The sequence below is a fragment of the Streptomyces sp. NPDC097640 genome (assembly GCF_040302705.1).
In the GTDB taxonomy this organism is placed as follows: Bacteria; Actinomycetota; Actinomycetes; order Streptomycetales; family Streptomycetaceae; genus Streptomyces.
Window position 1 is genome coordinate 45,445 of the sequence record NZ_JBEOSB010000028.1, and the last position, 20,691, is coordinate 66,135.

Below are 20,691 nucleotides of genomic sequence, written 5' to 3' on the forward strand. Positions count from 1 at the left end.
CGGTCGGAATCAGAAGATGTCCGGGCACCAAGGGCGGCGCGACGTGCGCAGCAGGAGCTCCGCCCGCGCCGCGGCGCCCTCGCGCTCCTCGGCGACCCGCCCCAGCGCGGCCAGCCGGACCACGGACTCGTCCCCCAGCCACAGCGTCCCCAGCTCACCGATGTCCATGGTCAGGTCGGCGGACCGGGTGGTCGGCGCGCAGGAGGCGCCGTCGGGCCCGGCCTCCAGCAGATAGCGGCCGCCGGCCAGGCCGGCGCGGTCGGACAGCTCCAGGACCAGCGAGCCCGGGACGGGGTACGTACGGGCCTCGAGCAGCCGGGGCACGTCCAGCGGCCGCAGCCACAGGAAGTCGGCGTGCGTCGTGACCTGGGCCGCCCGCGGGTCGCCCAGCAGCAGCGGCAGTAGGTCGTCCGGCGGGCGGTAGCCGGTGGCGACGTGGGTGACCCAGTCGACGGAGAACAGGAAGTGCCACAGCGCGCGCTCGGCGGCCGGGGAGGCCGCGAGCATCCCGAGCACACTGGCGGTGTTGCGGGGGAGCTTGCCCTCCCACTTGCTGTCGCCCGCGTAGGCGAGCAGACCGTCCACGGAGCCGTCGGGGGAGCGGTACAGGACGTAGAAAGGCTCCGTCCACGGCTGGTTGGGGAAGGGCAGCAGGCCGGTGTTCACCTGCCACCACCTCTCACGGCGGTCGATCATGCCGTGCTGCCGGGCGCGCAGCCGCTCGTGCAGCGCGGGGCCCAGCTCCCGTACCTCGGCGCCTTCCGCGAAGTCCACCCGGCCGCCGCACGCGGGCCCGGAGTAGCGCGCGTCGAGCCCGGCGCGCGCGATGTCCACCCGCCACTCGGTGACCCAGGTGGCCGGGCCGAACCCGTACCGCCCGTAGATCGGGTACTCGGCGGCTATCAGCGACGCCACCACGTCGCCGCGCTCCTGCGCCGCGCGCAGGTCGCGCTCCATCATCCGGCTGAGCAGCCCCTGGCGGCGGTGCGTGGGGGAGACCGAGACGTTGGTGATGGCGTCGGCCGCGACCTCCGTCCCACCGACCGCCGTCAGCCGCTGCGCGAAGCTGCGGAAGGTGCCCACGCAGCGGCCCCGGTCGAAGGCCCCCTGCACACGGTCCAGTTCCTGGCCGATGTGCGACCGCCGGATGTCGACCTCTTCCTTGCTCGCCTCCGGCGGCCGCAGAAAGCCGGTGTTGAGCGCGCGGGTCCAGTCGGTGAGGTCGGAGTCGGCGACCGTACGGATCTCTGGGGCCATGAACCCCACGGTATGCGGCCGATACCGCCGGGCGCACATGGATATCCGCGGGGTTCCCCCTGCCCCGGACGGCTTACGAGAGCAGGTCGTCCACGTGTGCCTCTCCCTCGCGGTACCTTCGGGTGATCTCCGCGCCGCAGTCGTCCGCCGTGCGCTGTAGCTCCCGCCGCTGCCGCGAGACCTGCCGCTCGTAGTCGGCGAGCCGGCCCATCGCGCCGGCCAACTCCTCGTCCGTACGCGCCCCCAGATCGGACAGGCCGATCTCGGCCAGCGTCTCCTCGGCCAGCCGCCGGTACTCCGCGCCCTGTGGAGTGCCGAGCGTCACATGCCGGGCGGAGGAGCGGTGCCCCGACGGCCCGTCGGCGAGGATCTCCGGCAGCAGGTCCACCACCGGCGAGCCGGGGGCCGAGCGGCGGTTCAGCTCCGCCCGGAGGATGTCGACCCGGCCCTGGAGCAGCCTGCGCACATAGCTCAGGTCCGCCTCCTCGCGCTGGGCCGAGCGCCGCAGCGCCCGCAGCTCCGACAGCCGCAGCCCGGCCGGCTCCCGCGCCGCCGAAGCGGACGCCGAAGCGGATGCCGAAGCGGATGCCGAACCGGAATCGGCCTGTCGGCCGCCGCGCTGGCTCGGCGGCCGCGGTGGCCGTAGGTCCGTCGGCTGGAATCCCTGCCGCTGTAGGGCCTCGGTGGCCGCCTGGAGCAGGCCGCCGTCTCCCGGGCGCGTCGATGCGGGCCCGGGCGGCTGCCCGGTGCCGGATGTGATCATGCGGTTTCCGTCCCCTCCATGCGGTGCTACGCGAGCTGATCGCGTTGTGCCCATTGCGCACCGCTTGCACGCATCGTGCCACTGTGCGAGGTCCGTCCGCAGCGCGCTTCCACCCGATCGGCCCCGGAAGAAGGCAGGGCATGATGGACCGTATGCGTGCTGTGGTACAGAGGGTGAACGGGGCCAACGTCGTCGTGGACGGCGAGACGGTCGGGGAGATCGTCGGGCAGGGGCTGTGCGTCCTGGTCGGGGTGACCCACGACGACACCCCGGAGAAGGCGGCGCAGCTGGCCCGCAAGCTGTGGACCGTACGGATCCTGGAGGGCGAGAAGTCCTGCTCGGACCTGGGCGCCCCGCTGCTGGTCATCAGCCAGTTCACGCTCTACGGCGACGCACGCAAGGGACGCCGGCCCACCTGGAACGCGGCGGCGCCGGGCGAGGTCGCCGAGCCGCTGGTGGACGAGGTCGTGGCGCGGCTGCGGGAGCTGGGCGCGCAGGTGGAGACGGGCCGGTTCGGAGCGGACATGAAGGTCTCGCTCACGAACGACGGCCCGTTCACCGTGATCGTCGAGGTCTGAGGCGAGGGCCGGGCCCTCGCCTACGCCCGCGTCTACGGCTCGACGACGACCTCCTGCGAGGCGGCCGTCGTATCCACGATCAGCGCCGCGTCCACGGGCACGTTGCGCTTGACCAGCGCCAGCGCGATCGGCCCCAGCTCGTGGTGGCGGGCCGACGTCGTCACAAAGCCCAGCGGGCGCCCCGCCGTGCCGTCCGAGGCGAGCCGCACGGGAGCGCCGTGGCCGGGCAGGGTCACCTCGCTGCCGTCCAGGTGGAGAAAGACCAGGCGGCGGGGCGGCTTGCCGAGGTTCTCCACCCGGGCGACGGTCTCCTGACCGCGGTAGCAGCCCTTGTGGAGGTGTACGGCGGTGCCGATCCAGCCGAGCTCGTGGGGGATCGTCCGGTGGTCGGTCTCCAGGCCGATCCGCGGGCGGTGCGCCTCGACGCGCAGCGCCTCGTACGCCAGCACACCGGCCGGCGGGCCGCTCGCCGCCGCGAAGGACTCCAGGTCGGCGCGGGGCAGGAACAGGTCCCGGCCGTACGGGGTCTCGCGGACGACGGCGCCCTCGGGGGCCTCGGTGATGCTGCCCGCCGGGAGGTGGACGACGGCGAACTCCTCGGTGCGGTCCGCGACGTCCACCCGGTAGAAGAACTTCATGCTCTCCAGGTACGCGAGCAGATCACCCTGGGTGTCGGGCTCCACATGGGCCCAGGTGGTCTCGCCGTCGTCGACTATGTAGAGCGCGTGTTCGATATGGCCGTGCGGGGAGAGGATCAGCGCCTCCGTGGCCTCACCGGCCGGGAGTTCGCTCACGTGCTGGGTGAGCAGCAGGTGCAGCCAGCTCAGCCGGTCCGCGCCGGTGACCGTGACCACACCGCGGTGCGAGAGGTCCACGAAGCCGGAGCCGTCGGCGAGCGTGCGCTGCTCGCGGAACAGGTCGCCGTAGTGCGCGGCGACGCCTTCGTCGGCGCCCTCGCCGGGGACGGCGCCGGGCAGCGACAGCAAAGGGCTCTTCATGCGCTCAGCCTACGACTCGTCGAGTCCTAGGACCTGGCCTAGGACTCGCTTCCGGGGGCCTCGGGGGCATCCGCCCGGGAGGCGTCGTCCGCTCGGGAGTCGTCCGTCCGGCCGGCGGAGCACTTGGCGCAGCGGCCGAAGATCGCGAAGTGCTTCATATCGGTGTCGAACCCGAAGCTCGCCCGCAGCTGCCGGGTGAAGGGCTCGGCCACCGACAGATCGGCCTCGATCACATCCGTGCAGTCCCGGCAGACCATGTGGATGTGGTGGTGCCGGTCGGCCAGGTGGTACGTGGGCGCGCCGTGCCCGAGGTGGGCATGGCTCACCAGCCCCAGCTCCTCCAGCAGCTCCAGGGTGCGGTAGACCGTGGAGATGTTGACGCCGCTCGCGGTGCGGCGCACCTCGGTGAGGATGTCGTCCGGGGTGGCGTGCTCGAGGTGGTCGACGGCCTCGAGCACGAGCTGGCGCTGCGGCGTCAGGCGATAGCCGCGCTCCCGCAGATCTGTCTTCCAGTCGGTGGTCGCCACGGGCCCAGTGTAGGCGTGGGCCCGGGCGGCCGTGCGGTCCGCGGGCCGGTCAGCGGAAGAAGGCGATGCCGTCGTCCGGGAGGTCCTTGAGGTCCTTGGCCCATTCGCGCGGGTCCACGACCTTCTTCAGGTGCGCGGACATGTACGGCCGCAGCGGCACCTCCGGGGTGGCCTTCTCGCCGACCCACATCAGATCGCTCTTGACGTAGCCGTAGAGCCGCTTGCCGCCGGAGTACGGGCCGGAGGCGGCGGTCCGGGCCACGGCGTCCGTCACCACGTCGATCTGCGGCTTGCCGTCCGCCAGCTCGCCGTACCAGACCTCGACGACGCCCTGGTCGCGGATCATGACGATCTCGACCTTGCGGTCCTTGTCGATCCGCCAGAAGCCGTACTCGGACTCCAGCGGACGGACCTTCTTGCCGTCGCCGTCGAGCACCCAGGTGTGCGAGATGTACTCCAGGAAGTCGCGTCCGTCGTGGGTGAACGTCACTTCCTGCCCGAAGTTGCACTTCTCGGTCCCCGGGAAGTCGTAGACGCCCGCGCCCTCCCAGTTGCCGAGGAGGAAGACGAGCGGCACGAGGTCCGGGTGCAGGTCGGACGGAATCTCGATCATGAGTTCAGGCGATCTGTGGGAAGGGGAATGGAGGGGAGGGGGCGAGGTGCCCCCGGGTGCCGGGCAGCAGGCGGGTCAGCGCTGGCCCTGGTACAGCTTCTTCCAGGTCAGCGCGGCGAAGCCGAGCGTGGCGACGACGACCAGGATCATCAGGGTGGTGAAGACTGCCTCAAGCACGTGCGCGCTCCTTGGAGGAGTGGGTGTTCCGGTGGGACTGGCGGAACGGTCGTGGACCGGGGCCGAGTCTAGTCGCCGGTGTGGTGGTCGGCTCTTCGAGGTCTCCCGGTCCGGCCTAGGCTGGCCGCATGGCGAAAAAGCTGGTGATCAAGGTGACGGCGGGCGCGGACGCGCCCGAGCGGTGCTCCCAGGCGTTCACGGTGGCGGCGGTGGCCGCGGCGAGCGGCGTGGAGGTCTCGCTGTGGCTGACGGGGGAGTCGACCTGGTTCGCGCTCCCGGGCCGCGCGGCGGAGTTCGAGCTGCCGCATGCCGCGCCGCTGCCGGATCTCATCGACGGCATCCTCGCCGGTGGCTCGATCACCGTGTGCTCGCAGTGTGCGGCCCGCCGGGAGATCGAGGAGAAGGACCTCATCAAGGGCGCCCGGATCGCGGGGGCACAGGTGTTCGTCAGCGAGATCATGCCCGACGGCGTCCAGGCGCTCGTCTACTGACCGAGGACTTCGCCTCTTCGGCCCGGTCGGGCCGGAGATCGCGCTAATGGCGGTGGTGGTCGTACTCGTCCAGCTCCCGCCACCATCGGTCGGACTCCTCGTCCCCCGACTCGTCCCACCACCGGTCGCCCGGTCCCCTGCGGTTGGCCACGATGGCGGCCAGTGGCGGGATCACCATGGCGACGACACACATGGCCACGGCGGCCGGGACGGACCACAGGCGTACGAATCCCCATGCCGAGACGAACAGCGTCAGACACGCGCCCATCAGGATGAAGTATGCGTGGCGGCGTCGCGCGTACATATCCCCAGGATACGTCCGGGGACGCCGCTCGGACAGGTCGAGGACAGCCCCGCGCAGCCCCAGTACGGGGCCCGTACGGGCCCCGTACGGCCCCGAAGTGCCCGGAGGGCCGCACCCCGCCGAGGCGTCCAACCCCGGGGTGCGGCCCTCCGGCCGTGCTGTCCGTGACGCGCGGGTGGCGTCAGACGGCGATGGCGACCTCCGCCAGGCCACCCTTCTGGGCGACGACGGTGCGGTCCGCGGTCGCGCCAGGCACCAGGGCGCGCACCGTCCAGGTGCCCTCGGCCGCGTAGAAGCGGAACTGTCCGGTCGCCGAGGTGGGGACCTCGGCGGTGAACTCGCCGGTGCTGTCCAGCAGCCGGACGTAGCCGGTGACCGGCTCGCCGTTACGGGTCACGGAACCCTGGATGGTGGTCTCGCCGGGCTTGATGGTCGACGCGTCGGGGCCGCCGGCCGTTGCTCCACACATGGGTGACTGTCCTTACGTTCGGGGAGATCGGGGAGGGGAGGGGGCGGGGGAGGAAGGCTCAGCTGTTGGCGCCCAGCTCGATCGGCACGCCGACGAGGGAGCCGTACTCGGTCCAGGAGCCGTCGTAGTTCTTGACGTTGGTCTGGCCGAGCAGCTCGTGCAGGACGAACCAGGTGTGAGCGGAGCGCTCACCGATGCGGCAGTAGGCGATGGTGTCCTTCGCCAGGTCGACGCCCTCGCCCTCGTAGAGCTCCTTGAGCTCGTCGTCGGACTTGAAGGTGCCGTCGTCGTTGGCGGACTTCGACCAGGGGATGTTGCGGGCGGACGGCACGTGGCCCGGGCGCTGCGACTGCTCCTGCGGGAGGTGCGCCGGGGCGAGCAGCTTGCCGGAGAACTCGTCGGGGGAGCGGACGTCCACCAGGTTCAGCGAGCCGATGGCCGCCACGACGTCGTCGCGGAAGGCGCGGATCGAGACGTCCTGGGCCTTGGCCTGGTACTCGGTCTTCGCCCGGGACGGGACCTCGGCGACCAGGTCGCGCGAGTCGAGCTCCCACTTCTTGCGGCCGCCGTCGAGGAGCTTGACGTCCTGGTGCCCGTAGAGCTTGAAGTACCAGTAGGCGTACGACGCGAACCAGTTGTTGTTGCCGCCGTAGAGCACGACCGTGTCGTCGTTGGCGATGCCCTTCTCGGAGAGCAGCTTCTCGAAGCCCGCCTGGTCGACGAAGTCGCGGCGCACCGGGTCCTGGAGGTCCTGCTTCCAGTCGATCCGGATGGCGTTCTTGATGTGGTTCTTGTCGTAGGCAGAGGTGTCCTCGTCAACCTCCACGATGACCGTCTTGGGGTCGTCGATGCGGGCCTGTACCCAGTCGGCGTCGACGAGGACGTCACTGCGGCTCATGTTTTTCTCCTCCGGGGCAGTTGCGGCGGTACGGGTACGCGTCGGAATGCGGGCTACGCGCGGTTCGGTAGCGGGCGTACGAGCGGAGTGCGGGCAGGCCCGGCTGACTGACGGGCCGATAGGACGGGGCCGTGAGGTGAAGGAGCGGGCCGCGCGTCCTCGTCAGGCGGCGCGACAGAGCATGGCGGCCACGCGGCACAGGTCTACTGCCCGCCGCTTTGTGAGATCCGCCTGTCGCTTCATGCGTCCGATCGTAGGGACGGACAGCCGGGCATGTCACCGCCGTGTCGGATGATGAGACGGGATTGTCCGCGATGTGAAATGAGAAGGGCGCCCGGCGCGTCGCGGAGCGGTCCGCGGGGCGTCGGGCGCCCATGAATGTCCGCCGTCGCGGACGAGACCGTCTCATGGAATGGACGACCGTGGAACGCGGGGCGGGTGGGGTACGGATGGGGGTGGGTACCGGGCGGCCGCGGGGGCGCTGCGGCCCCGGATGATCAGCCCGCCAGCTCGACGTTCTTACCCACGACCGACACGTTTACGCCCTCCTCGTCCGTCTCCACCTTGTCCAGCGTCATGCCCGCCGGGAGACCGTCGATCTTGCGCTCCATGTCGGTGCGCTGCCGCACCTTCTGCTCCCACTGCGGGATCTTGCTGCCGGGGACGGACTCGGCGTGCAGCTTGATCGTGTCGCCGTTGACGATGGTGACCGTGGAGTACGTGCTGAGGCTCAGGCCCATCAGCTGCCCGGTGATCTTGACGCGGCCGCGCCCCGACTCGTCCGCCCCGGCGTAGCCGACCGTGATGCCCTGGCCCGCGGCCGTGGACAGGTCCGCGTAGCTGATGTGCGCGGACCCGGTGGCGCTGTCGGCGGTGGCGGAGGAGAAGCTGCTGGAGATCCGGACGTTGTGCAGCGTGGCGTCGAGCTTGGTGACGCGCACCGTACGGCCGCCCCCCGCGTCCGTGGTCAGCCCGTCCACGCCGATCTCGACCTCGTCCAGCTCCTTGCCGGCGACCTGGGTCAGGAAGGGGAAGCCGTTGATCGAGACATCGGGGGTGCTGGTCAGCCCCTGACTGCTCTTGATCTTGTCGGCTGCCTCGGACTCCGCCATATAAAGCGCCAGGCGGTCGGCGGCGACGAACAGAACGCCGAGTACGACGAAGACGATCAGTGTGATTCGCAGTGCGCGCATTGCGTTGGGTCCCCCAGGCTCTGGCTCAGGCCGTCGCCTGAGGCTGCGAGCCTAACCGCAGCGGTGCGGGCACCCCCTAGGGCCAGGATCACACCAGCGCGCGCCCGATCACATAGACCGCGGGGGCCGCGGCGGCGAGGGGAAGGGCGACGCCCGCGGTCATGTGCACGAAGCGGGAGGGGTAGTCGTAGCTGGCCACCCGCAGCCCGATCAGCGCGCACACCCCCGCCGCCAGGCCCAGCCCCATGGCGCCGGCGGTGCCGGTGCCGGTCAGCTGGGCGGCCGCGAGGCCCGCGCCCGCGGACGCCATCAGCGCCAGGACCGCGGAGACGGCGCCCGGCAGCGGCAGGGCGCGCACCAGCGCCGCCACCGCCACGGCGGCGGCCCCCACCACGACGGCGTCCGAGGACTCGGCGACCGCGGCCAGATGCCCGGCGGCGATCACGGTCACCGCGGTCGAGGCGACGGCCGCCGTCAGGCCGTACAGGCGCTCGTCGGGCGAGGCGTGGCTGCGCAGCTGGAGGATCAGCACCAGCAGCAGCCAGACGCCGAGCGTGCCCATGAGCACCGTCGGGGCGTGCGAGCGCTCGGTGGCGAGCAGGCCGATGTCCGCGGCCAGGCCGCCCGCGAAGGCCAGCGCGATGCCCTGCCGGGCGGGCCACATCCCGTTGAGCCGGAACCAGCCCGCCGCGGTGACCGCTTGGAGCAGCACCACGACGACGGCGACGGCGGGCCGGGCCAGCGGCGCGGTGGCCGCGAGGAGCGCGGCGAGCACGGCGGTCAGGGCGGCGGGGGTCAGCCCCGGGGAGAGGATCATCGGGCGGCCCTCGGCGCGGGCCTGCTCGGCGGCGGTGAGCGGCTTGGCGGGGGTCTCGGGGGTCTCGGGGGCCGCGGCGGGGGCGGTGGCCCCGGCGGGCTCGGCCGGAGCCGAGCGCGGTGGCGCGGCGGCGGCCCGGGACGCGGCGGCCCGGGGCTCGGCGGGGCGGGTGGCGGCCGAGAACTGCATGGTGGCGTCCGAGGCGGCGGCGTACGGCTCCTGGTGCCCCTGGTACGCCTGCTGGCCCTGGTACGCCTGTCCCTGGTAACCCTGCTGGACCTGGTTCTGGCCCTGGTTCTGGTAGGCGGCCTGGCCGCCTTGGTGGTGCCACTGCTGCTGGTACGCCTGCTGCTGGTATCCCTGTTCCGGGTACGCCTGCTGCCCGTCGTACGCGGACCCGTCGTACCCCTGCCAGGCGCCGGGCTGCTGCCCCTGCTGGTCGTACTGCCCCTGCTGGCCGTACTGGCCCTGGGGGGCGTAGGACCCGTACGCGTCCTGCTGCGCCTGTCCTGCGTATCCCTCGTAATCTCCGTAGCCCTGGTACGGCGGCTCGGCCGACCCGTTCGGCCCATAAGGGTCGTACGGATTGCTCCCGGGTTGCTGCGGCTGGTTGCTCATGACGTCGGGGTCACCCTCCTGCGAACGGCGGGAGCACCTCGACCGTGCCGCCCTCGGCCAGTTGGACCGTCTTGTGATCACGGGTGCCGACGGGGTCGCCGTCGACCAGGAACGAGCACCGCCCCAGCACCCGCGCGAACTCCGGTCGCGCGGTGTGCCGCTGCCGGGCGGCGTCCAGGGCGTCGGCGAGCGTGGCCGCGGCGTACGGCTCCTCGGCGGTGCCGGCGGCCGCCTTGGCCGCGGCCCAGTACCGGATGGTGCCGGCCGGCGGCCCCGCCGTGTTCTTCATCGCCATCGCGATCCCTCTCCCGTCATCTGCCGCCCCCCATGATGACGGGGTCGGGCGGCAGACCGGTAAATCCCCGGGTGCGCTCCGGGGCGCTCGCTTAGGGTTTCGGTGTGCTGGTCCGACTTATACGGGCGTACCTGAGGCCCTACACCCGATCGATCGCTCTGATCGTCGCGCTGCAACTCGTGCAGACGCTGGCGACGCTCTACCTGCCAACGCTCAACGCCGACATCATCGACGACGGTGTCGTGAAGGGTGACACCGGTTACATCCTTGAGATCGGCGGTGTGATGATCGCCGTCACGCTGGTGCAGATCGTCTGCTCCATCGGCGCCGTCTACTACGGCGCCCGGACGGCGATGGCGCTCGGCCGCGATGTGCGCGCCGCCGTCTTCGACCGCGTGCAGTCCTTCTCCGCCCGTGAGATGGGCCACTTCGGCGCGCCCTCGCTCATCACCCGCACCACCAACGACGTGCAGCAGGTCCAGATGCTGGCCCTGATGTCGTTCACCCTGATGGTCTCGGCGCCGATCATGTGTGTGGGCGGCATCATCATGGCGCTCAACCAGGACGTGCCGCTCTCCGGGCTGCTGCTGCTCATCGTCCCGACCCTGGGCATCATCGTCTCGCTGATCGTCCGGCAGATGCGCCCGCTCTTCCGGGGCGTCCAGGAGCGCATCGACACGGTCAACCGGGTGCTGCGCGAGCAGATCACCGGCATCCGCGTCATCCGTGCCTTCGTCCGCGACGAGCACGAGCGGGGCCGTTTCACCGAGGCCAACACCGAGCTGCTGGATGTTTCGATGCGGGCCGGCCGGCTGATGTCGCTGATGTTCCCGGCCGTGATGATGGTGGTGAACCTCTCCAGCGTCGCCGTCGTCTGGTTCGGCGGGCACCGCATCGACAGCGAGGACATGCAGATCGGCGCGCTGACCGCGTTCCTCAGCTATCTGATGCAGATTCTGATGGCCGTGATGATGGCCACCTTCATGTTCATGATGGTGCCCCGCGCCGAGGTGTGCGCCGAGCGCATCCAGGAGGTGCTGGAGACCGAGACCAGCGTCGCCCTGCCGCTCAAGCCCGTCCCGCCCCTGGAGCGCCGGGGCCTGCTCGAGCTGCACGGCGTGGAGTTCCGCTACCCGGGCGCCGAGGAGCCCGTGCTGCGCGAGGTCTCGCTCGTCGCCCGGCCCGGCCAGACCACGGCCGTCATCGGCTCCACCGGAAGCGGCAAGTCCACCCTGCTGGGTCTGGTGCCCCGCCTCTTCGACGCGACCGACGGCAGTGTGCACCTGGACGGCGTGGACGTACGCGACATGGATCCGGTCCTGATGGCCGAGGCCATCGGCCTGGTGCCGCAGAAGCCGTACCTCTTCTCCGGCACCGTCGCCTCAAACCTGCGGTACGGAAAGCCGGACGCGACCGACGACGAGCTGTGGCAGGCCCTGGAGACCGCCCAGGCCCGCGAGTTCGTCGAGCGCATGGAGGGCGGTCTCGAGGCCTCCATCGCCCAGGGCGGCGGCAATGTGTCCGGCGGCCAGCGGCAGCGGCTGGCGATCGCCCGCGCGCTGGTCCGCAAGCCGTCCGTCTATCTCTTCGACGACTCCTTCTCGGCCCTGGACTACGCCACGGACGCGCGGCTGCGGGCCGCGCTCGCGGATGAGACGGAGGACGCGACGGTGATCATCGTCGCCCAGCGGGTGTCCACCATCCGGGGCGCGGACCGGATCGTGGTCCTCGACGAGGGGCGGGTCGTGGGCACGGGCACGCACACCGAGCTGATGGAGAACAACCAGACGTACCGGGAGATCGTGCTCTCCCAGCTCACCGAGCAGGAGGCCGCGTGAGCGTGTCTTGGCGCGCTGTGCGGGCTGGACTGAGGAGCCGCGCAGCGACGAAGGAGCGAGCAGTGACGAGGGAAGCCCGCGCGTTGGAGCGCGCCGAGACTGAGCGGGTGGGAGGGGCATGAGCGAGAAGAGCGCTCCGGCACCCAGCACCCCGGAGCCCAGTACCCCGGCGCCCAGCGCCGCGGCGGCGCCCCGGAGAGGCCCCGCGCCGGCGGCCGGCCCCGCGCGCTTCATGGGCGGCCAGCCGGCCGAGCGCAGCATGGACTTCAAGGGTTCCAGCCGCCGTCTGCTGGCGACCCTTCAGCCCGAGCGCGGCCTGTCGATGGTGGTGCTCGCGCTGTGCACGGTCAGCATCGCGCTGTCGGTGCTCGGCCCGAAGATCCTCGGCCAGGCCACGGACCTGATCTTCGCGGGCATCATCGGGCGGCAGCTGCCCGCCGACGCGACCAAGGCGGAGGCGGTCGAGGGGCTGCGGCGGCAGGGCCAGGACACGGTGGCCGACATGGTCGCGTCCATGGACGTGGTCCCCGGCCAGGGCATCGACTTCGGCGCGGTCGGGACCGTGCTGATGTGGGTGACCGCGATTTACGTGATCTCCTCGCTGTTCAATCTCTTCCAGGCGCGCGTCGCCACGGTCGTGGTGCAGCGCGCGGTCTTCCGGATGCGCGAGGACGTCGAGCGGAAGCTGGCCCGGCTGCCGCTGTCGTACTTCGACAAGCAGCCGCGCGGCGAGGTGCTGTCGCGGGCCACCAACGACATCGACAACATCCAGCAGACGCTTCAGCAGACCCTCAGCCAGCTCATGGCCTCGCTGCTGACCATCGTGGGCGTGCTGGCCATGATGTTCTGGATCTCGCCACTGCTGGCGCTGGTCGCGCTGGTGACCGTGCCGGTCTCGGTGGTGGTCGCGACGAAGGTGGGCAAGCGGGCGCAGCCGCAGTTCGTGGCGCAGTGGAAGACCACCGGCAAGCTCAACGCCCACATCGAGGAGATGTACACCGGCCACTCGCTGGTGAAGGTCTTCGGCCGCCAGAAGGAGTCCGCCGAGCTCTTCCGGGCGCAGAACGAGAAGCTGTACGAGGCGGGCTTCCGCGCCCAGTTCATCTCCGGGATCATCCAGCCCGCGATGATGTTCATCGGCAACCTCAACTATGTGCTGGTCGCCGTGGTCGGCGGGTTGCGGGTGGCGAGCGGGGCGCTGTCGATCGGCGACGTCCAGGCCTTCGTCCAGTACTCGCGCCAGTTCAGCCAGCCGCTCACCCAGGTCGCCTCCATGGCCAACCTGGTGCAGTCGGGTGTCGCGTCCGCCGAGCGGGTCTTCGAGCTGCTGGACGCGCCGGAGCAGGAGGCGGACGCGTCCCCGTCGGCGCGGCCGGAGCAGGTGCGCGGCCGGGTCGAGTTCGAGGACGTCTCCTTCCGCTACGAGCCCGACAGGCCGCTGATCGAGGACCTGTCGCTGTCGGTGCGGCCGGGCCAGACGGTGGCCATCGTCGGCCCGACCGGCGCGGGCAAGACCACCCTGGTCAATCTGCTGATGCGGTTCTACGAGGTCAGCGGCGGGCGGATCACGCTGGACGGGGTGGACATCGCCGCCATGAGCCGGGAGGAGCTGCGCTCCAACATCGGCATGGTGCTCCAGGACACCTGGCTCTTCGGCGGGACGATCGCGGACAACATCGCGTACGGGGCGGAGGGCGCGTCGTTCGACAAGATCGTCGAGGCGGCCAGGGCCACGCATGTCGACCGCTTCGTACGGACCCTGCCGGACGGCTACGACACGGTGATCGACGACGAGGGCTCCAACATCAGCGTCGGCGAGAAGCAGCTGATCACCATCGCCCGGGCGTTCCTGGCGGAGCCGGCGATCCTGGTCCTGGACGAGGCGACGAGCTCGGTCGACACCCGTACGGAGGTGCTCATCCAGCACGCGATGGCCTCCCTGCGGACCGGCCGCACCAGCTTTGTGATCGCCCACCGCCTGTCGACGATCCGCGATGCGGACGTGATCCTCGTGATGGAGGCCGGGCGGATCGTGGAGCAGGGCACGCACGAGTTGCTGCGGGCGGCGGGCGGAGCGTATGCGCGGCTGTACGAGGCCCAGTTCGCGGAGCCGCTGGCCGAGGCGGAGTGAGCCGGGCCGGGCCGGGCTTGCTGTGGGGGAGCGAGCCGGCCCGGCCGTCACGCGCGGCTCGTCGCCCAGGCGGCGATCCGGTCGAGCAGCTCGGCGTCGGCCGCGTTCTCCGCGTGGCCGAAGCCCGGCTCGATCCACAGCTCTGTGGATGACGGATCCGCCGCCTCCGCCAGCGACCGCGGGTGGTCCAGCGGGAAGTACGGGTCCCGGTCGCCGTGGACGATCAGCAGGGGCGTGGGCGCGATCAGTGGGGCGGCGGCGACCGGCGGGAGCGGCTCGGGGTCCCAGCCGCGGGCGTCGATGCGGGTGCGCAGCCCGTAGCGGGAGACCAGCCGCCCGGCCGGCCGGGTGATCGCCCAGTGCACCCGGCGCATCGGGGCGGTTCCCCGGTAGTACCAGCGGGCAGGTGCGCTCACCGCCACTGCGGCGTCCGTGTGCGCCCCTTCGCGCTCCCCCGCGCCCCTTTTCGCTTCGAGTGCCCCCGCGCCCGCCCCTGCCTCGGTGCCCGCCCCGTACAGCGCCGCGTGCCGCAGCACCACCGAGCCGCCCATCGAGAACCCGACCGTGGCGACCCGCCGGTGTCCGAGCCGGCGCGCCCACCGCACCGCGGCGGCCAGGTCCAGGACCTCCCGGTCGCCGACCGTGGAGCGCCCGCCGGACCGGCCATGGCCTCGGAAAGAGAAGGTCACCACGGCCGCGTGCCCGCCCAGCGCCGCCGCGGCGCGCCGCAGCGCGGGGCGCTCCAGGGCGCCCGTGAAGCCGTGCGCGACCACGATCGCCGGGCCGCTCACGCCCGCGGCCGGAGCGGATGGGGACGGCTCGGCCGGGGGCTCCGCAGGGGGCTCGGCAGGGGGCGCGGCGAGGGGGCCGAACGGCTCATACGCGGCCTCGATCGCCACCCCGTCGTCCGTCAGCAGCACGGCCCGCTGCCAGGTCTCCTGCCTGGTCTCTTGCCTGCTCCGGCGCCCCCGGTCGGTGATCAAGGAAACAGAAGACGGCGCGGATGCAGCCTTAAGCCCACGTGTCATGTGGGTTATTCTTCTGGGAAGAGGATCCGGGCAAAGCAGCCCCCGGGTCCTTTTGTGCATTCAGGCGCGTTCCGCGCGTTTGAGCGCACACGCGCTCCAGGGCGCGGAGCCGCAGCCGACACGACGTAGTGCCGAGCCGCAAGAAGTGCAGTACGAGCCAGTCAGGTACGAAGCAGTAGCCGCATACTCCCCCAGGCTCGGGCCTGGGAGGTGCCCCCTCTCGCAGGGACCGAGGAGGAACCGACGTAATGGGCGAGCGAAGCGTGTCCGACCGCAAGACGACGGCCAGGGCGGGTGATGACCGATGAGTTCCCTCCTGCTGCTGACCAACGCGCTACAGCCCTCCACCGAGGTGCTCCCCGCGCTGGGACTCCTGCTGCACAGCGTGCGAGTGGCTCCGGCCGAGGGCCCGGCTCTGGTCGATACCCCCGGCGCCGATGTGATCCTGATCGACGGCCGGCGTGATCTGCCCCAGGTGCGCAGCCTGTGCCAGCTGCTGCGCTCCACCGGGCCCGGCTGTCCGCTGATCCTCGTGGTGACCGAGGGCGGCCTCGCCGCCGTCACCGCGGACTGGGGCATCGACGATGTGCTGCTCGACACCGCGGGCCCGGCCGAGGTCGAGGCCCGGCTCCGGCTGGCGATGGGCCGTCAGCAGATCACCACGGACGACAGCCCGATGGAGATCCGCAACGGCGACCTGTCGGTCGACGAGGCCACGTACAGCGCGAAGCTCAAGGGCCGTGTGCTGGATCTCACATTCAAGGAGTTCGAGCTCCTCAAGTACCTTGCGCAGCACCCCGGCCGGGTCTTCACCCGGGCGCAGCTGCTCCAGGAGGTCTGGGGCTACGACTACTTCGGCGGCACCCGCACGGTCGATGTGCACGTACGGCGGCTGCGGGCCAAACTCGGCCCGGAGCACGAGTCCTTGATCGGCACCGTACGGAACGTGGGCTACCGGTTCGTCTCCCCGGAGAAGGGCGACCGCGGCACCGAAGAGGCGAAGCGGAGGGCGGACGCCGCGAGGGCGGAGCGCGAGGAGGCTCCGGCCGACGGGGCGGCGCTCGCGGAGAACGTGAAAGCCGGTGCCGCACGCTCGGCCAACACATAGCTGGACCCGCGTAGACTGCCGCGCGTGGCCAAGGTGACGCGGGATGATGTGGCAAGGCTGGCGGGGACTTCCACCGCGGTCGTCAGTTACGTCATCAATAACGGACCAAGGCCGGTCGCCCCGGCCACGCGCGAGCGGGTACTCGCCGCGATCAAGGAGCTCGGCTACCGGCCGGACCGGGTCGCGCAGGCGATGGCCAGCCGGCGGACGGACCTCATAGGGCTGATCGTCCCGGACGCGCGCCAGCCGTTCTTCGGCGAGATGGCGCACGCCGTCGAACAGGCCGCCTCCGAGCGCGGAAAGATGGTGCTGGTCGGCAACTCCGACTACCTCGACGAGCGCGAGGTGCACTATCTGCGCGCCTTCCTGGGCATGCGGGTGTCCGGGCTGATCCTCATCAGCCAGGGCCTGAGCGAGAACGCCGCCGCCGAGATCGAGGCGTGGGACGCCCGTGTGGTGCTGCTGCACGAGCGCCCCGAGGCGATCGACGACGTGGCGGTGGTGCTGGACGACATCGGCGGCGCGCAGCTGGCCGTGCGGCATCTGCTGGAGCACGGATACGAGTACGTGGCGTGCATCGGCGGCATCGAGATCACCCCGACCGTCGGCGACCCTGTCACCGACCACGTCGAGGGCTGGCGCCGGGCGATGCTGGAAGCCGGGCGGTCCACGGAGGGACGGCTCTTCCAGGCCCCGTACAACCGCTACGACGCCTACAAGGTCGCCCTGGGGCTGCTGTCGGGCCCCGACCGTCCGCCGGCCATCTTCTGCGCGACGGACGACCAGGCGATCGGCGTCCTGCGGGCGGCGCGCGAGCTGCGCCTCGAGGTGCCCGGTGAGCTGGCCGTCGCCGGCTTCGACGACGTCAAGGAGGCGGCGCTGACCGACCCGCCGCTGACCACCGTCGCCTCCGACCGGCCCGCGATGGCCCGCGCGGCGGTCGACCTGGTGCTGGACGACGCGGTGCGGCCCGCGTCCTCGCGGCGGGAGCGGGTGCGGCAGTTCCCGTCGGCGCTGGTGGTACGGCGGTCCTGCGGCTGCGCGTAACCTCCGCGCGATCCGGCCCGGCCGTCCTTATCTCGGGCATACCGACTTCTGTCGGGCTTCTCAGCGGGCACTCAGAAAGTTCTCATACTCGCTGAGCACAGTCATAGGCATGACGGAGAACACGCCCCGCAGCGGCGATCACGAGCCCCCGCAGCACCCGCAGCCCCCGTACGGCGGGCACTCGTACGGCGCCTGGTCCGGTGGCTACCCCACGCCGCCCCCGCACGCGCCCCAGCAGCCCGTCACCACCCCGTCGGGGATCACCGTGTGGCCCGGGAGCGCTGACGGGAGCGGAGGCGGGAGCGCTGGCGGGAGCGGCGGTCGCCGCAAGCGGCGCGTCTCCAGGTCCGCCCTGCTGATCGCGGCGGTGGCGGCGGTCTCGGCGCTCGTGGGCGGCGGGGCGGCGGCGCTGGTCACGAACGCGGCCCAGAAGTCGGACAGCTCCACCACGACCACCGTCGTCAACGCCACCTCCAGCAAGGTCGGCGGGGTCACCGCCGTCGCGACGGCGGTCAGCCCGAGCATCGTGGAGATCAGCGCCACGTCCAACAGCGGTCAGTCCACCGGCTCCGGCGTGGTCATCACCAGCGGCGGCGAGATCATCACCAACAACCACGTCGTCGCCGGCGCCGACACCATCAAGGTCACCTTCAGCGACGGCAGCAAGAGGAGCGCGACGGTGGTCGGCACGGACAGCGGCAAGGACCTGGCCCTGATCAAGGTCTCGGGCGCGAGCGGACTCAAGCCCGCCACGCTCGGCGACTCCAGCGCCGTCCAGGTCGGCGACCAGGTCGTGGCCATCGGCTCGCCCGAGGGGCTGACCGGCACCGTCACCAGCGGCATCGTCTCCGCGCTCGACCGCGATGTGACCGTCTCGACGGACGAGAGCCAGGGTCAGGGTCAGGGGCAGGGGCAGGGGCCGGGCGGCAACGGTCGCGGGCAGTGGCCGTTCGAGTTCGGCGGCGGCCAGTACAACGGCGACGTCGGCTCCTCGACCACCACCTACAAGGCCATCCAGACGGACGCCTCGCTCAACCCCGGCAACTCCGGCGGCGCGCTCATCAACATGAAGGGCCAGATCATCGGGATCAACTCCGCCATGTACTCGTCCGCCGCCAACCAGGGCTCCAGCAGCGCGGGCAGCATCGGCCTTGGCTTCTCCATCCCCATCAACACCGTCAAGGCCGACCTCGACAACCTGCGCAGCGGCGGCAGCACCAGCAACAGCTGACCGGCCCGCGCCCGTCCACCTGGGATCATCAGGCCCGTCCCCGTCCGCCCGTGCGAGGCTGAAGGCAGCGGATCCACCCACCGCTCCGCCCTACCGCTGCCGCGTTCCGTCGACTCCGAGTGAGGAACCCGTTCCATGAGCCCCGCCGAGCACGGCGACCAGCCCGCCCGCATCCTGATCGTCGACGACGAGCCGGCCGTCCGCGAAGCCCTTCAGCGCAGCCTCGCCTTCGAGGGCTATGTGACCGAGACGGCCCTGGACGGGCTCGACGCGCTGGAGAAGGTCGGCGCGTACGACCCCGAGCTGATCGTGCTCGATGTGCTGATGCCCCGTATGGACGGGCTGACCGCCGCCCGGCGGCTGCGCGCCACCCAGGTGACCGTGCCCATCCTGATGCTCACCGCGCGCGACACGGTCGGCGACCGGGTCACCGGGCTCGACGCGGGCGCCGACGACTACCTCGTCAAGCCGTTCGAGCTGGACGAGCTGCTGGCCCGGATCCGCGCCCTGCTGCGCCGCAGCTCGTACGCCGCGGCCGCGGGGGCCGTCCCCGAGACCGGGGACAACGAGCTGACCTTCGGCGATCTGCGGATGAACCTCGCCACGCGCGAGGTGACCAGGGGCGGGCGCCGGGTCGAGCTGACCCGCACCGAGTTCACGCTGCTCGAGATGTTCCTGGCCCATCCGCGCCAGGTCCTCACCCGCGAACAGATACTCAAGGCCGTCTGGGGCTTCGACTTCGAACCGTCGTCCAACTCGCTGGACGTGTATGTGATGTATCTGCGCCGCAAGACCGAGGCGGGCGGTGAGCCGCGGCTCGTGCACACCGTGCGCGGCGTCGGCTACGTGCTGCGCGCGGCCGGGGGCGGCACACCGTGACGAACCGCTTCCGCAGGCTTCCGCTCCGCTCGCGGCTGGCGCTGCTGACCGCGGTGGCGGTGGCGGTGGCGGTCGCGGTGGCGGCCTTCGCGTGCTGGTTCCTCACCCGCCAGGAGCTGACCGGCGCGCTGGACCAGAAGCTGCGCGACAGCGTGTCCCCGGACCGCATCCAGCGACTGGTCGGCCTGTCTTGTTCGTCCCAGCCGCAGACCACCGACCACCTGGGGCCCGGCGCCGCCGGGGTGCAGTTCGTCAGTCAGGACGGCGAGCGGTGCGTCATCGGCTCGACGGCGGTGAAGGTGACGGACCAGGACATCGCCGTCGCGGACGGTCGGCTGCGGGAGGTCATGCGCAACGGCACGACCACATCCGGCGACGCCGTCCGCGTCTACACGAGGCAGATGCCGGTCCGGGTGGACGGCGGCCCCGGCGTGCTGACCGTGTCCGTCTCCCGTCCCCTCGACGAGGTGACCGGTCCCCTCAACACCCTGGCGCTGGTCATGCTCCTGGTCGCGGGCGCCGGTGTCGTCGGGGCCGGGGCGGCCGGCCTGTGGATCGCCAGGACCGGGCTCAAGCCCGTGGACCGGCTGACCGAGGCGGTCGAGCATGTGGCCCGCACGGAGGACCTGGCCGTACGCATCCCCGCCGAGGGAGACGACGAGATCGCCCGGCTGTCCCGCTCCTTCAACTCCATGACCGCCGCCCTCGCCTCCTCCCGCGAACGGCAGCAGCAGCTGATCGCCGACGCAGGCCACGAGCTGCGTACGCCGCTCACCTCGCTGCGCACCAACATCGAGCTGCTCGCGCGCAGCGAGGAGACCGGCCGTCCGCTGCCGCCCGACGACCGCAAGGCGCTGATGGCCAGCGTCAAGGCGCAGATGACCGAGCTGGCCGCGCTCATCGGCGACCTCCAGGAGCTGTCCCGCCCGGACGCCCTGCCCGGCACCGGACCGCTCCAGGTGGTCGGGTTGCACGAGGTGGCGGGGGCCGCGCTGGAGCGGGCGCGGCTGCGCGGCGCCGACCTCACCATCAACGCCTCGCTGGCGCCCTGGTACGTACGGGGAGAGGCGGCGGCGCTGGAGCGGGCACTGGTCAATCTGCTCGACAACGCGGTGAAGTTCAGCCCTTCGGGTGGTGTGATCGACATCGTGCTCAAAGACGGCGACTTCACGGTCCGCGACCATGGCCCCGGCATCCCCGCCGACGAACTGCCGCATGTCTTCGAACGGTTCTGGCGCTCGCCGTCCGCCCGCGCCCTGCCCGGCTCCGGCCTCGGCCTGTCCATCGTGGCCCGCACCGTCCAGCAGTCCGGCGGCCAGGTGGGGCTCCAGCCCGCGCCGGGCGGCGGGACGGTGGCCTGGCTCCGGCTCCCGGGCGCGCCCACGGAGCCGCCGGAGGGACTGGAGCCGTCGGGGCCCTGACTTCCTCACG

Annotated in this window: 22 protein-coding genes; 9 read left to right on the forward strand and 13 right to left on the reverse strand. The window is 71.6% G+C overall.

Annotation, left to right across the window (positions count from 1 at the left end; genetic code table 11):
- Positions 1 to 9: 9 nt before the first annotated feature.
- Both ABTY62_RS35205 and ABTY62_RS35210 read right to left on the reverse strand, forming a co-directional pair.
- The gene (locus tag ABTY62_RS35205; RefSeq protein ID WP_352133472.1) at positions 10 to 1,257 is read right to left on the reverse strand and encodes a GNAT family N-acetyltransferase; all 1,248 of its coding nucleotides are present in this window, start codon (positions 1,255 to 1,257) and stop codon (positions 10 to 12) included.
- A gap of 73 nt (positions 1,258 to 1,330) precedes the next feature.
- Entirely contained in the window at positions 1,331 to 2,020 is a 690-nt protein-coding gene (locus ABTY62_RS35210) for an RsiG family protein (RefSeq protein ID WP_352133473.1), read from the reverse strand.
- Positions 2,021 to 2,172: 152 nt separating this feature from the next.
- Here ABTY62_RS35210 and dtd point away from each other — a divergent pair, with 152 nt between their 5' ends.
- A complete protein-coding gene (dtd, locus tag ABTY62_RS35215; RefSeq protein WP_352133474.1) occupies positions 2,173 to 2,598 on the forward strand; it encodes a D-aminoacyl-tRNA deacylase in 426 nt (141 codons plus the stop codon).
- 32 nt (positions 2,599 to 2,630) lie between these two features.
- On the opposite strand, the gene ygfZ is transcribed toward dtd, so the two are convergent.
- The 3 genes from ygfZ to ABTY62_RS35230 are packed head-to-tail and all read right to left on the reverse strand — an operon-like array spanning position 2,631 to position 4,736.
- Positions 2,631 to 3,596 carry a CAF17-like 4Fe-4S cluster assembly/insertion protein YgfZ gene (gene ygfZ, locus ABTY62_RS35220; protein WP_352133475.1) on the reverse strand — a complete coding sequence of 322 codons (966 nt, stop codon included), beginning with the start codon at positions 3,594 to 3,596 and terminating at the stop codon, positions 2,631 to 2,633.
- Positions 3,597 to 3,634: 38 nt separating this feature from the next.
- Entirely contained in the window at positions 3,635 to 4,123 is a 489-nt protein-coding gene (locus ABTY62_RS35225; protein WP_352133476.1) for a Fur family transcriptional regulator, read from the reverse strand.
- A 49-nt stretch (positions 4,124 to 4,172) separates the two neighbouring features.
- Complete coding sequence (locus tag ABTY62_RS35230) at positions 4,173 to 4,736, reverse strand: heme-binding beta-barrel domain-containing protein (protein WP_311724576.1); 564 nt, start codon at positions 4,734 to 4,736, stop codon at positions 4,173 to 4,175.
- Between the two features lie 305 nt (positions 4,737 to 5,041).
- Here ABTY62_RS35230 and ABTY62_RS35235 point away from each other — a divergent pair, with 305 nt between their 5' ends.
- Positions 5,042 to 5,404: a DsrE family protein gene (locus ABTY62_RS35235; protein WP_311724575.1), complete on the forward strand. Its 363-nt coding sequence runs from the start codon at positions 5,042 to 5,044 to the stop codon at positions 5,402 to 5,404.
- A 43-nt stretch (positions 5,405 to 5,447) separates the two neighbouring features.
- Here ABTY62_RS35235 and ABTY62_RS35240 read toward each other — a convergent pair whose 3' ends face one another.
- From ABTY62_RS35240 to ABTY62_RS35270, 7 genes are all read right to left on the reverse strand, one after another.
- Entirely contained in the window at positions 5,448 to 5,708 is a 261-nt protein-coding gene (locus ABTY62_RS35240) for a DUF3099 domain-containing protein (protein WP_352133477.1), read from the reverse strand.
- 181 nt (positions 5,709 to 5,889) lie between these two features.
- Entirely contained in the window at positions 5,890 to 6,177 is a 288-nt protein-coding gene (locus tag ABTY62_RS35245) for a DUF1416 domain-containing protein (protein ID WP_311724573.1), read from the reverse strand.
- Positions 6,178 to 6,235: 58 nt separating this feature from the next.
- Positions 6,236 to 7,075 (reverse strand): sulfurtransferase, encoded by an 840-nt coding sequence (locus tag ABTY62_RS35250; RefSeq protein WP_311724572.1) that lies wholly within the window; start codon positions 7,073 to 7,075, stop codon positions 6,236 to 6,238.
- Positions 7,076 to 7,237: 162 nt separating this feature from the next.
- A complete protein-coding gene (locus tag ABTY62_RS35255; RefSeq protein ID WP_352133573.1) occupies positions 7,238 to 7,318 on the reverse strand; it encodes a putative leader peptide in 81 nt (26 codons plus the stop codon).
- Between the two features lie 254 nt (positions 7,319 to 7,572).
- Positions 7,573 to 8,268 (reverse strand): LmeA family phospholipid-binding protein, encoded by a 696-nt coding sequence (locus tag ABTY62_RS35260; protein ID WP_352133478.1) that lies wholly within the window; start codon positions 8,266 to 8,268, stop codon positions 7,573 to 7,575.
- An 88-nt stretch (positions 8,269 to 8,356) separates the two neighbouring features.
- Positions 8,357 to 9,703: a hypothetical protein gene (locus ABTY62_RS35265; RefSeq protein WP_352133479.1), complete on the reverse strand. Its 1,347-nt coding sequence runs from the start codon at positions 9,701 to 9,703 to the stop codon at positions 8,357 to 8,359.
- Between the two features lie 10 nt (positions 9,704 to 9,713).
- The gene (locus tag ABTY62_RS35270) at positions 9,714 to 9,998 is read right to left on the reverse strand and encodes a MoaD/ThiS family protein (RefSeq protein WP_311724569.1); all 285 of its coding nucleotides are present in this window, start codon (positions 9,996 to 9,998) and stop codon (positions 9,714 to 9,716) included.
- Positions 9,999 to 10,102: 104 nt separating this feature from the next.
- Between ABTY62_RS35270 and ABTY62_RS35275 the strand changes: the two genes are divergently transcribed.
- Positions 10,103 to 11,836: an ABC transporter ATP-binding protein gene (locus ABTY62_RS35275; protein ID WP_352133480.1), complete on the forward strand. Its 1,734-nt coding sequence runs from the start codon at positions 10,103 to 10,105 to the stop codon at positions 11,834 to 11,836.
- Positions 11,837 to 12,068: 232 nt separating this feature from the next.
- Complete coding sequence (locus ABTY62_RS35280) at positions 12,069 to 13,967, forward strand: ABC transporter ATP-binding protein (protein WP_352133574.1); 1,899 nt, start codon at positions 12,069 to 12,071, stop codon at positions 13,965 to 13,967.
- A gap of 47 nt (positions 13,968 to 14,014) precedes the next feature.
- On the opposite strand, the gene ABTY62_RS35285 is transcribed toward ABTY62_RS35280, so the two are convergent.
- Positions 14,015 to 14,884: an alpha/beta hydrolase gene (locus tag ABTY62_RS35285; RefSeq protein WP_502997581.1), complete on the reverse strand. Its 870-nt coding sequence runs from the start codon at positions 14,882 to 14,884 to the stop codon at positions 14,015 to 14,017.
- A 415-nt stretch (positions 14,885 to 15,299) separates the two neighbouring features.
- Here ABTY62_RS35285 and ABTY62_RS35290 point away from each other — a divergent pair, with 415 nt between their 5' ends.
- The 5 genes from ABTY62_RS35290 (at position 15,300) to ABTY62_RS35310 (ending at position 20,681) form a co-directional block, all read left to right on the forward strand.
- Positions 15,300 to 16,103, forward strand: a complete 804-nt coding sequence (locus ABTY62_RS35290) for a response regulator transcription factor (RefSeq protein ID WP_352133482.1) — start codon at positions 15,300 to 15,302, stop codon at positions 16,101 to 16,103.
- 24 nt (positions 16,104 to 16,127) lie between these two features.
- Positions 16,128 to 17,150 carry a LacI family DNA-binding transcriptional regulator gene (locus ABTY62_RS35295; RefSeq protein ID WP_352133483.1) on the forward strand — a complete coding sequence of 341 codons (1,023 nt, stop codon included), beginning with the start codon at positions 16,128 to 16,130 and terminating at the stop codon, positions 17,148 to 17,150.
- 109 nt (positions 17,151 to 17,259) lie between these two features.
- Complete coding sequence (locus ABTY62_RS35300) at positions 17,260 to 18,381, forward strand: S1C family serine protease (protein WP_352133484.1); 1,122 nt, start codon at positions 17,260 to 17,262, stop codon at positions 18,379 to 18,381.
- A 135-nt stretch (positions 18,382 to 18,516) separates the two neighbouring features.
- On the forward strand, positions 18,517 to 19,260 hold the full coding sequence (locus tag ABTY62_RS35305; RefSeq protein WP_352133485.1) for a response regulator transcription factor: 744 nt from the start codon (positions 18,517 to 18,519) through the stop codon (positions 19,258 to 19,260).
- On the forward strand, positions 19,257 to 20,681 hold the full coding sequence (locus ABTY62_RS35310) for a sensor histidine kinase (RefSeq protein ID WP_352133486.1): 1,425 nt from the start codon (positions 19,257 to 19,259) through the stop codon (positions 20,679 to 20,681). Before ABTY62_RS35305 ends, ABTY62_RS35310 begins: the two co-directional genes overlap by 4 nt.
- The last annotated feature ends 10 nt before the right edge of the window (positions 20,682 to 20,691 follow it).

Bases quoted from the DNA above. Each gene is read 5' to 3' on its own strand.
- ABTY62_RS35235 (WP_311724575.1), top strand. From the start codon at position 5,042: ATGGCGAAAAAGCTGGTGATCAAGGTGACGGCGGGCGCGGACGCGCCC.
- ABTY62_RS35250 (WP_311724572.1), bottom strand. From the start codon at position 7,075: ATGAGCCGCAGTGACGTCCTCGTCGACGCCGACTGGGTACAGGCCCGC.
- ABTY62_RS35280 (WP_352133574.1), top strand. From the start codon at position 12,069: ATGGGCGGCCAGCCGGCCGAGCGCAGCATGGACTTCAAGGGTTCCAGC.
- dtd (WP_352133474.1), top strand. From the start codon at position 2,173: ATGCGTGCTGTGGTACAGAGGGTGAACGGGGCCAACGTCGTCGTGGAC.
- ABTY62_RS35255 (WP_352133573.1), bottom strand. From the start codon at position 7,318: ATGAAGCGACAGGCGGATCTCACAAAGCGGCGGGCAGTAGACCTGTGC.
- ABTY62_RS35270 (WP_311724569.1), bottom strand. From the start codon at position 9,998: ATGGCGATGAAGAACACGGCGGGGCCGCCGGCCGGCACCATCCGGTAC.
- ABTY62_RS35290 (WP_352133482.1), top strand. From the start codon at position 15,300: ATGAGTTCCCTCCTGCTGCTGACCAACGCGCTACAGCCCTCCACCGAG.
- ABTY62_RS35245 (WP_311724573.1), bottom strand. From the start codon at position 6,177: ATGTGTGGAGCAACGGCCGGCGGCCCCGACGCGTCGACCATCAAGCCC.
- ABTY62_RS35210 (WP_352133473.1), bottom strand. From the start codon at position 2,020: ATGATCACATCCGGCACCGGGCAGCCGCCCGGGCCCGCATCGACGCGC.
- ABTY62_RS35265 (WP_352133479.1), bottom strand. From the start codon at position 9,703: ATGAGCAACCAGCCGCAGCAACCCGGGAGCAATCCGTACGACCCTTAT.
- ABTY62_RS35260 (WP_352133478.1), bottom strand. From the start codon at position 8,268: ATGCGCGCACTGCGAATCACACTGATCGTCTTCGTCGTACTCGGCGTT.
- ABTY62_RS35230 (WP_311724576.1), bottom strand. From the start codon at position 4,736: ATGATCGAGATTCCGTCCGACCTGCACCCGGACCTCGTGCCGCTCGTC.
- ABTY62_RS35300 (WP_352133484.1), top strand. From the start codon at position 17,260: ATGACGGAGAACACGCCCCGCAGCGGCGATCACGAGCCCCCGCAGCAC.
- ygfZ (WP_352133475.1), bottom strand. From the start codon at position 3,596: ATGAAGAGCCCTTTGCTGTCGCTGCCCGGCGCCGTCCCCGGCGAGGGC.
- ABTY62_RS35205 (WP_352133472.1), bottom strand. From the start codon at position 1,257: ATGGCCCCAGAGATCCGTACGGTCGCCGACTCCGACCTCACCGACTGG.
- ABTY62_RS35305 (WP_352133485.1), top strand. From the start codon at position 18,517: ATGAGCCCCGCCGAGCACGGCGACCAGCCCGCCCGCATCCTGATCGTC.
- ABTY62_RS35240 (WP_352133477.1), bottom strand. From the start codon at position 5,708: ATGTACGCGCGACGCCGCCACGCATACTTCATCCTGATGGGCGCGTGT.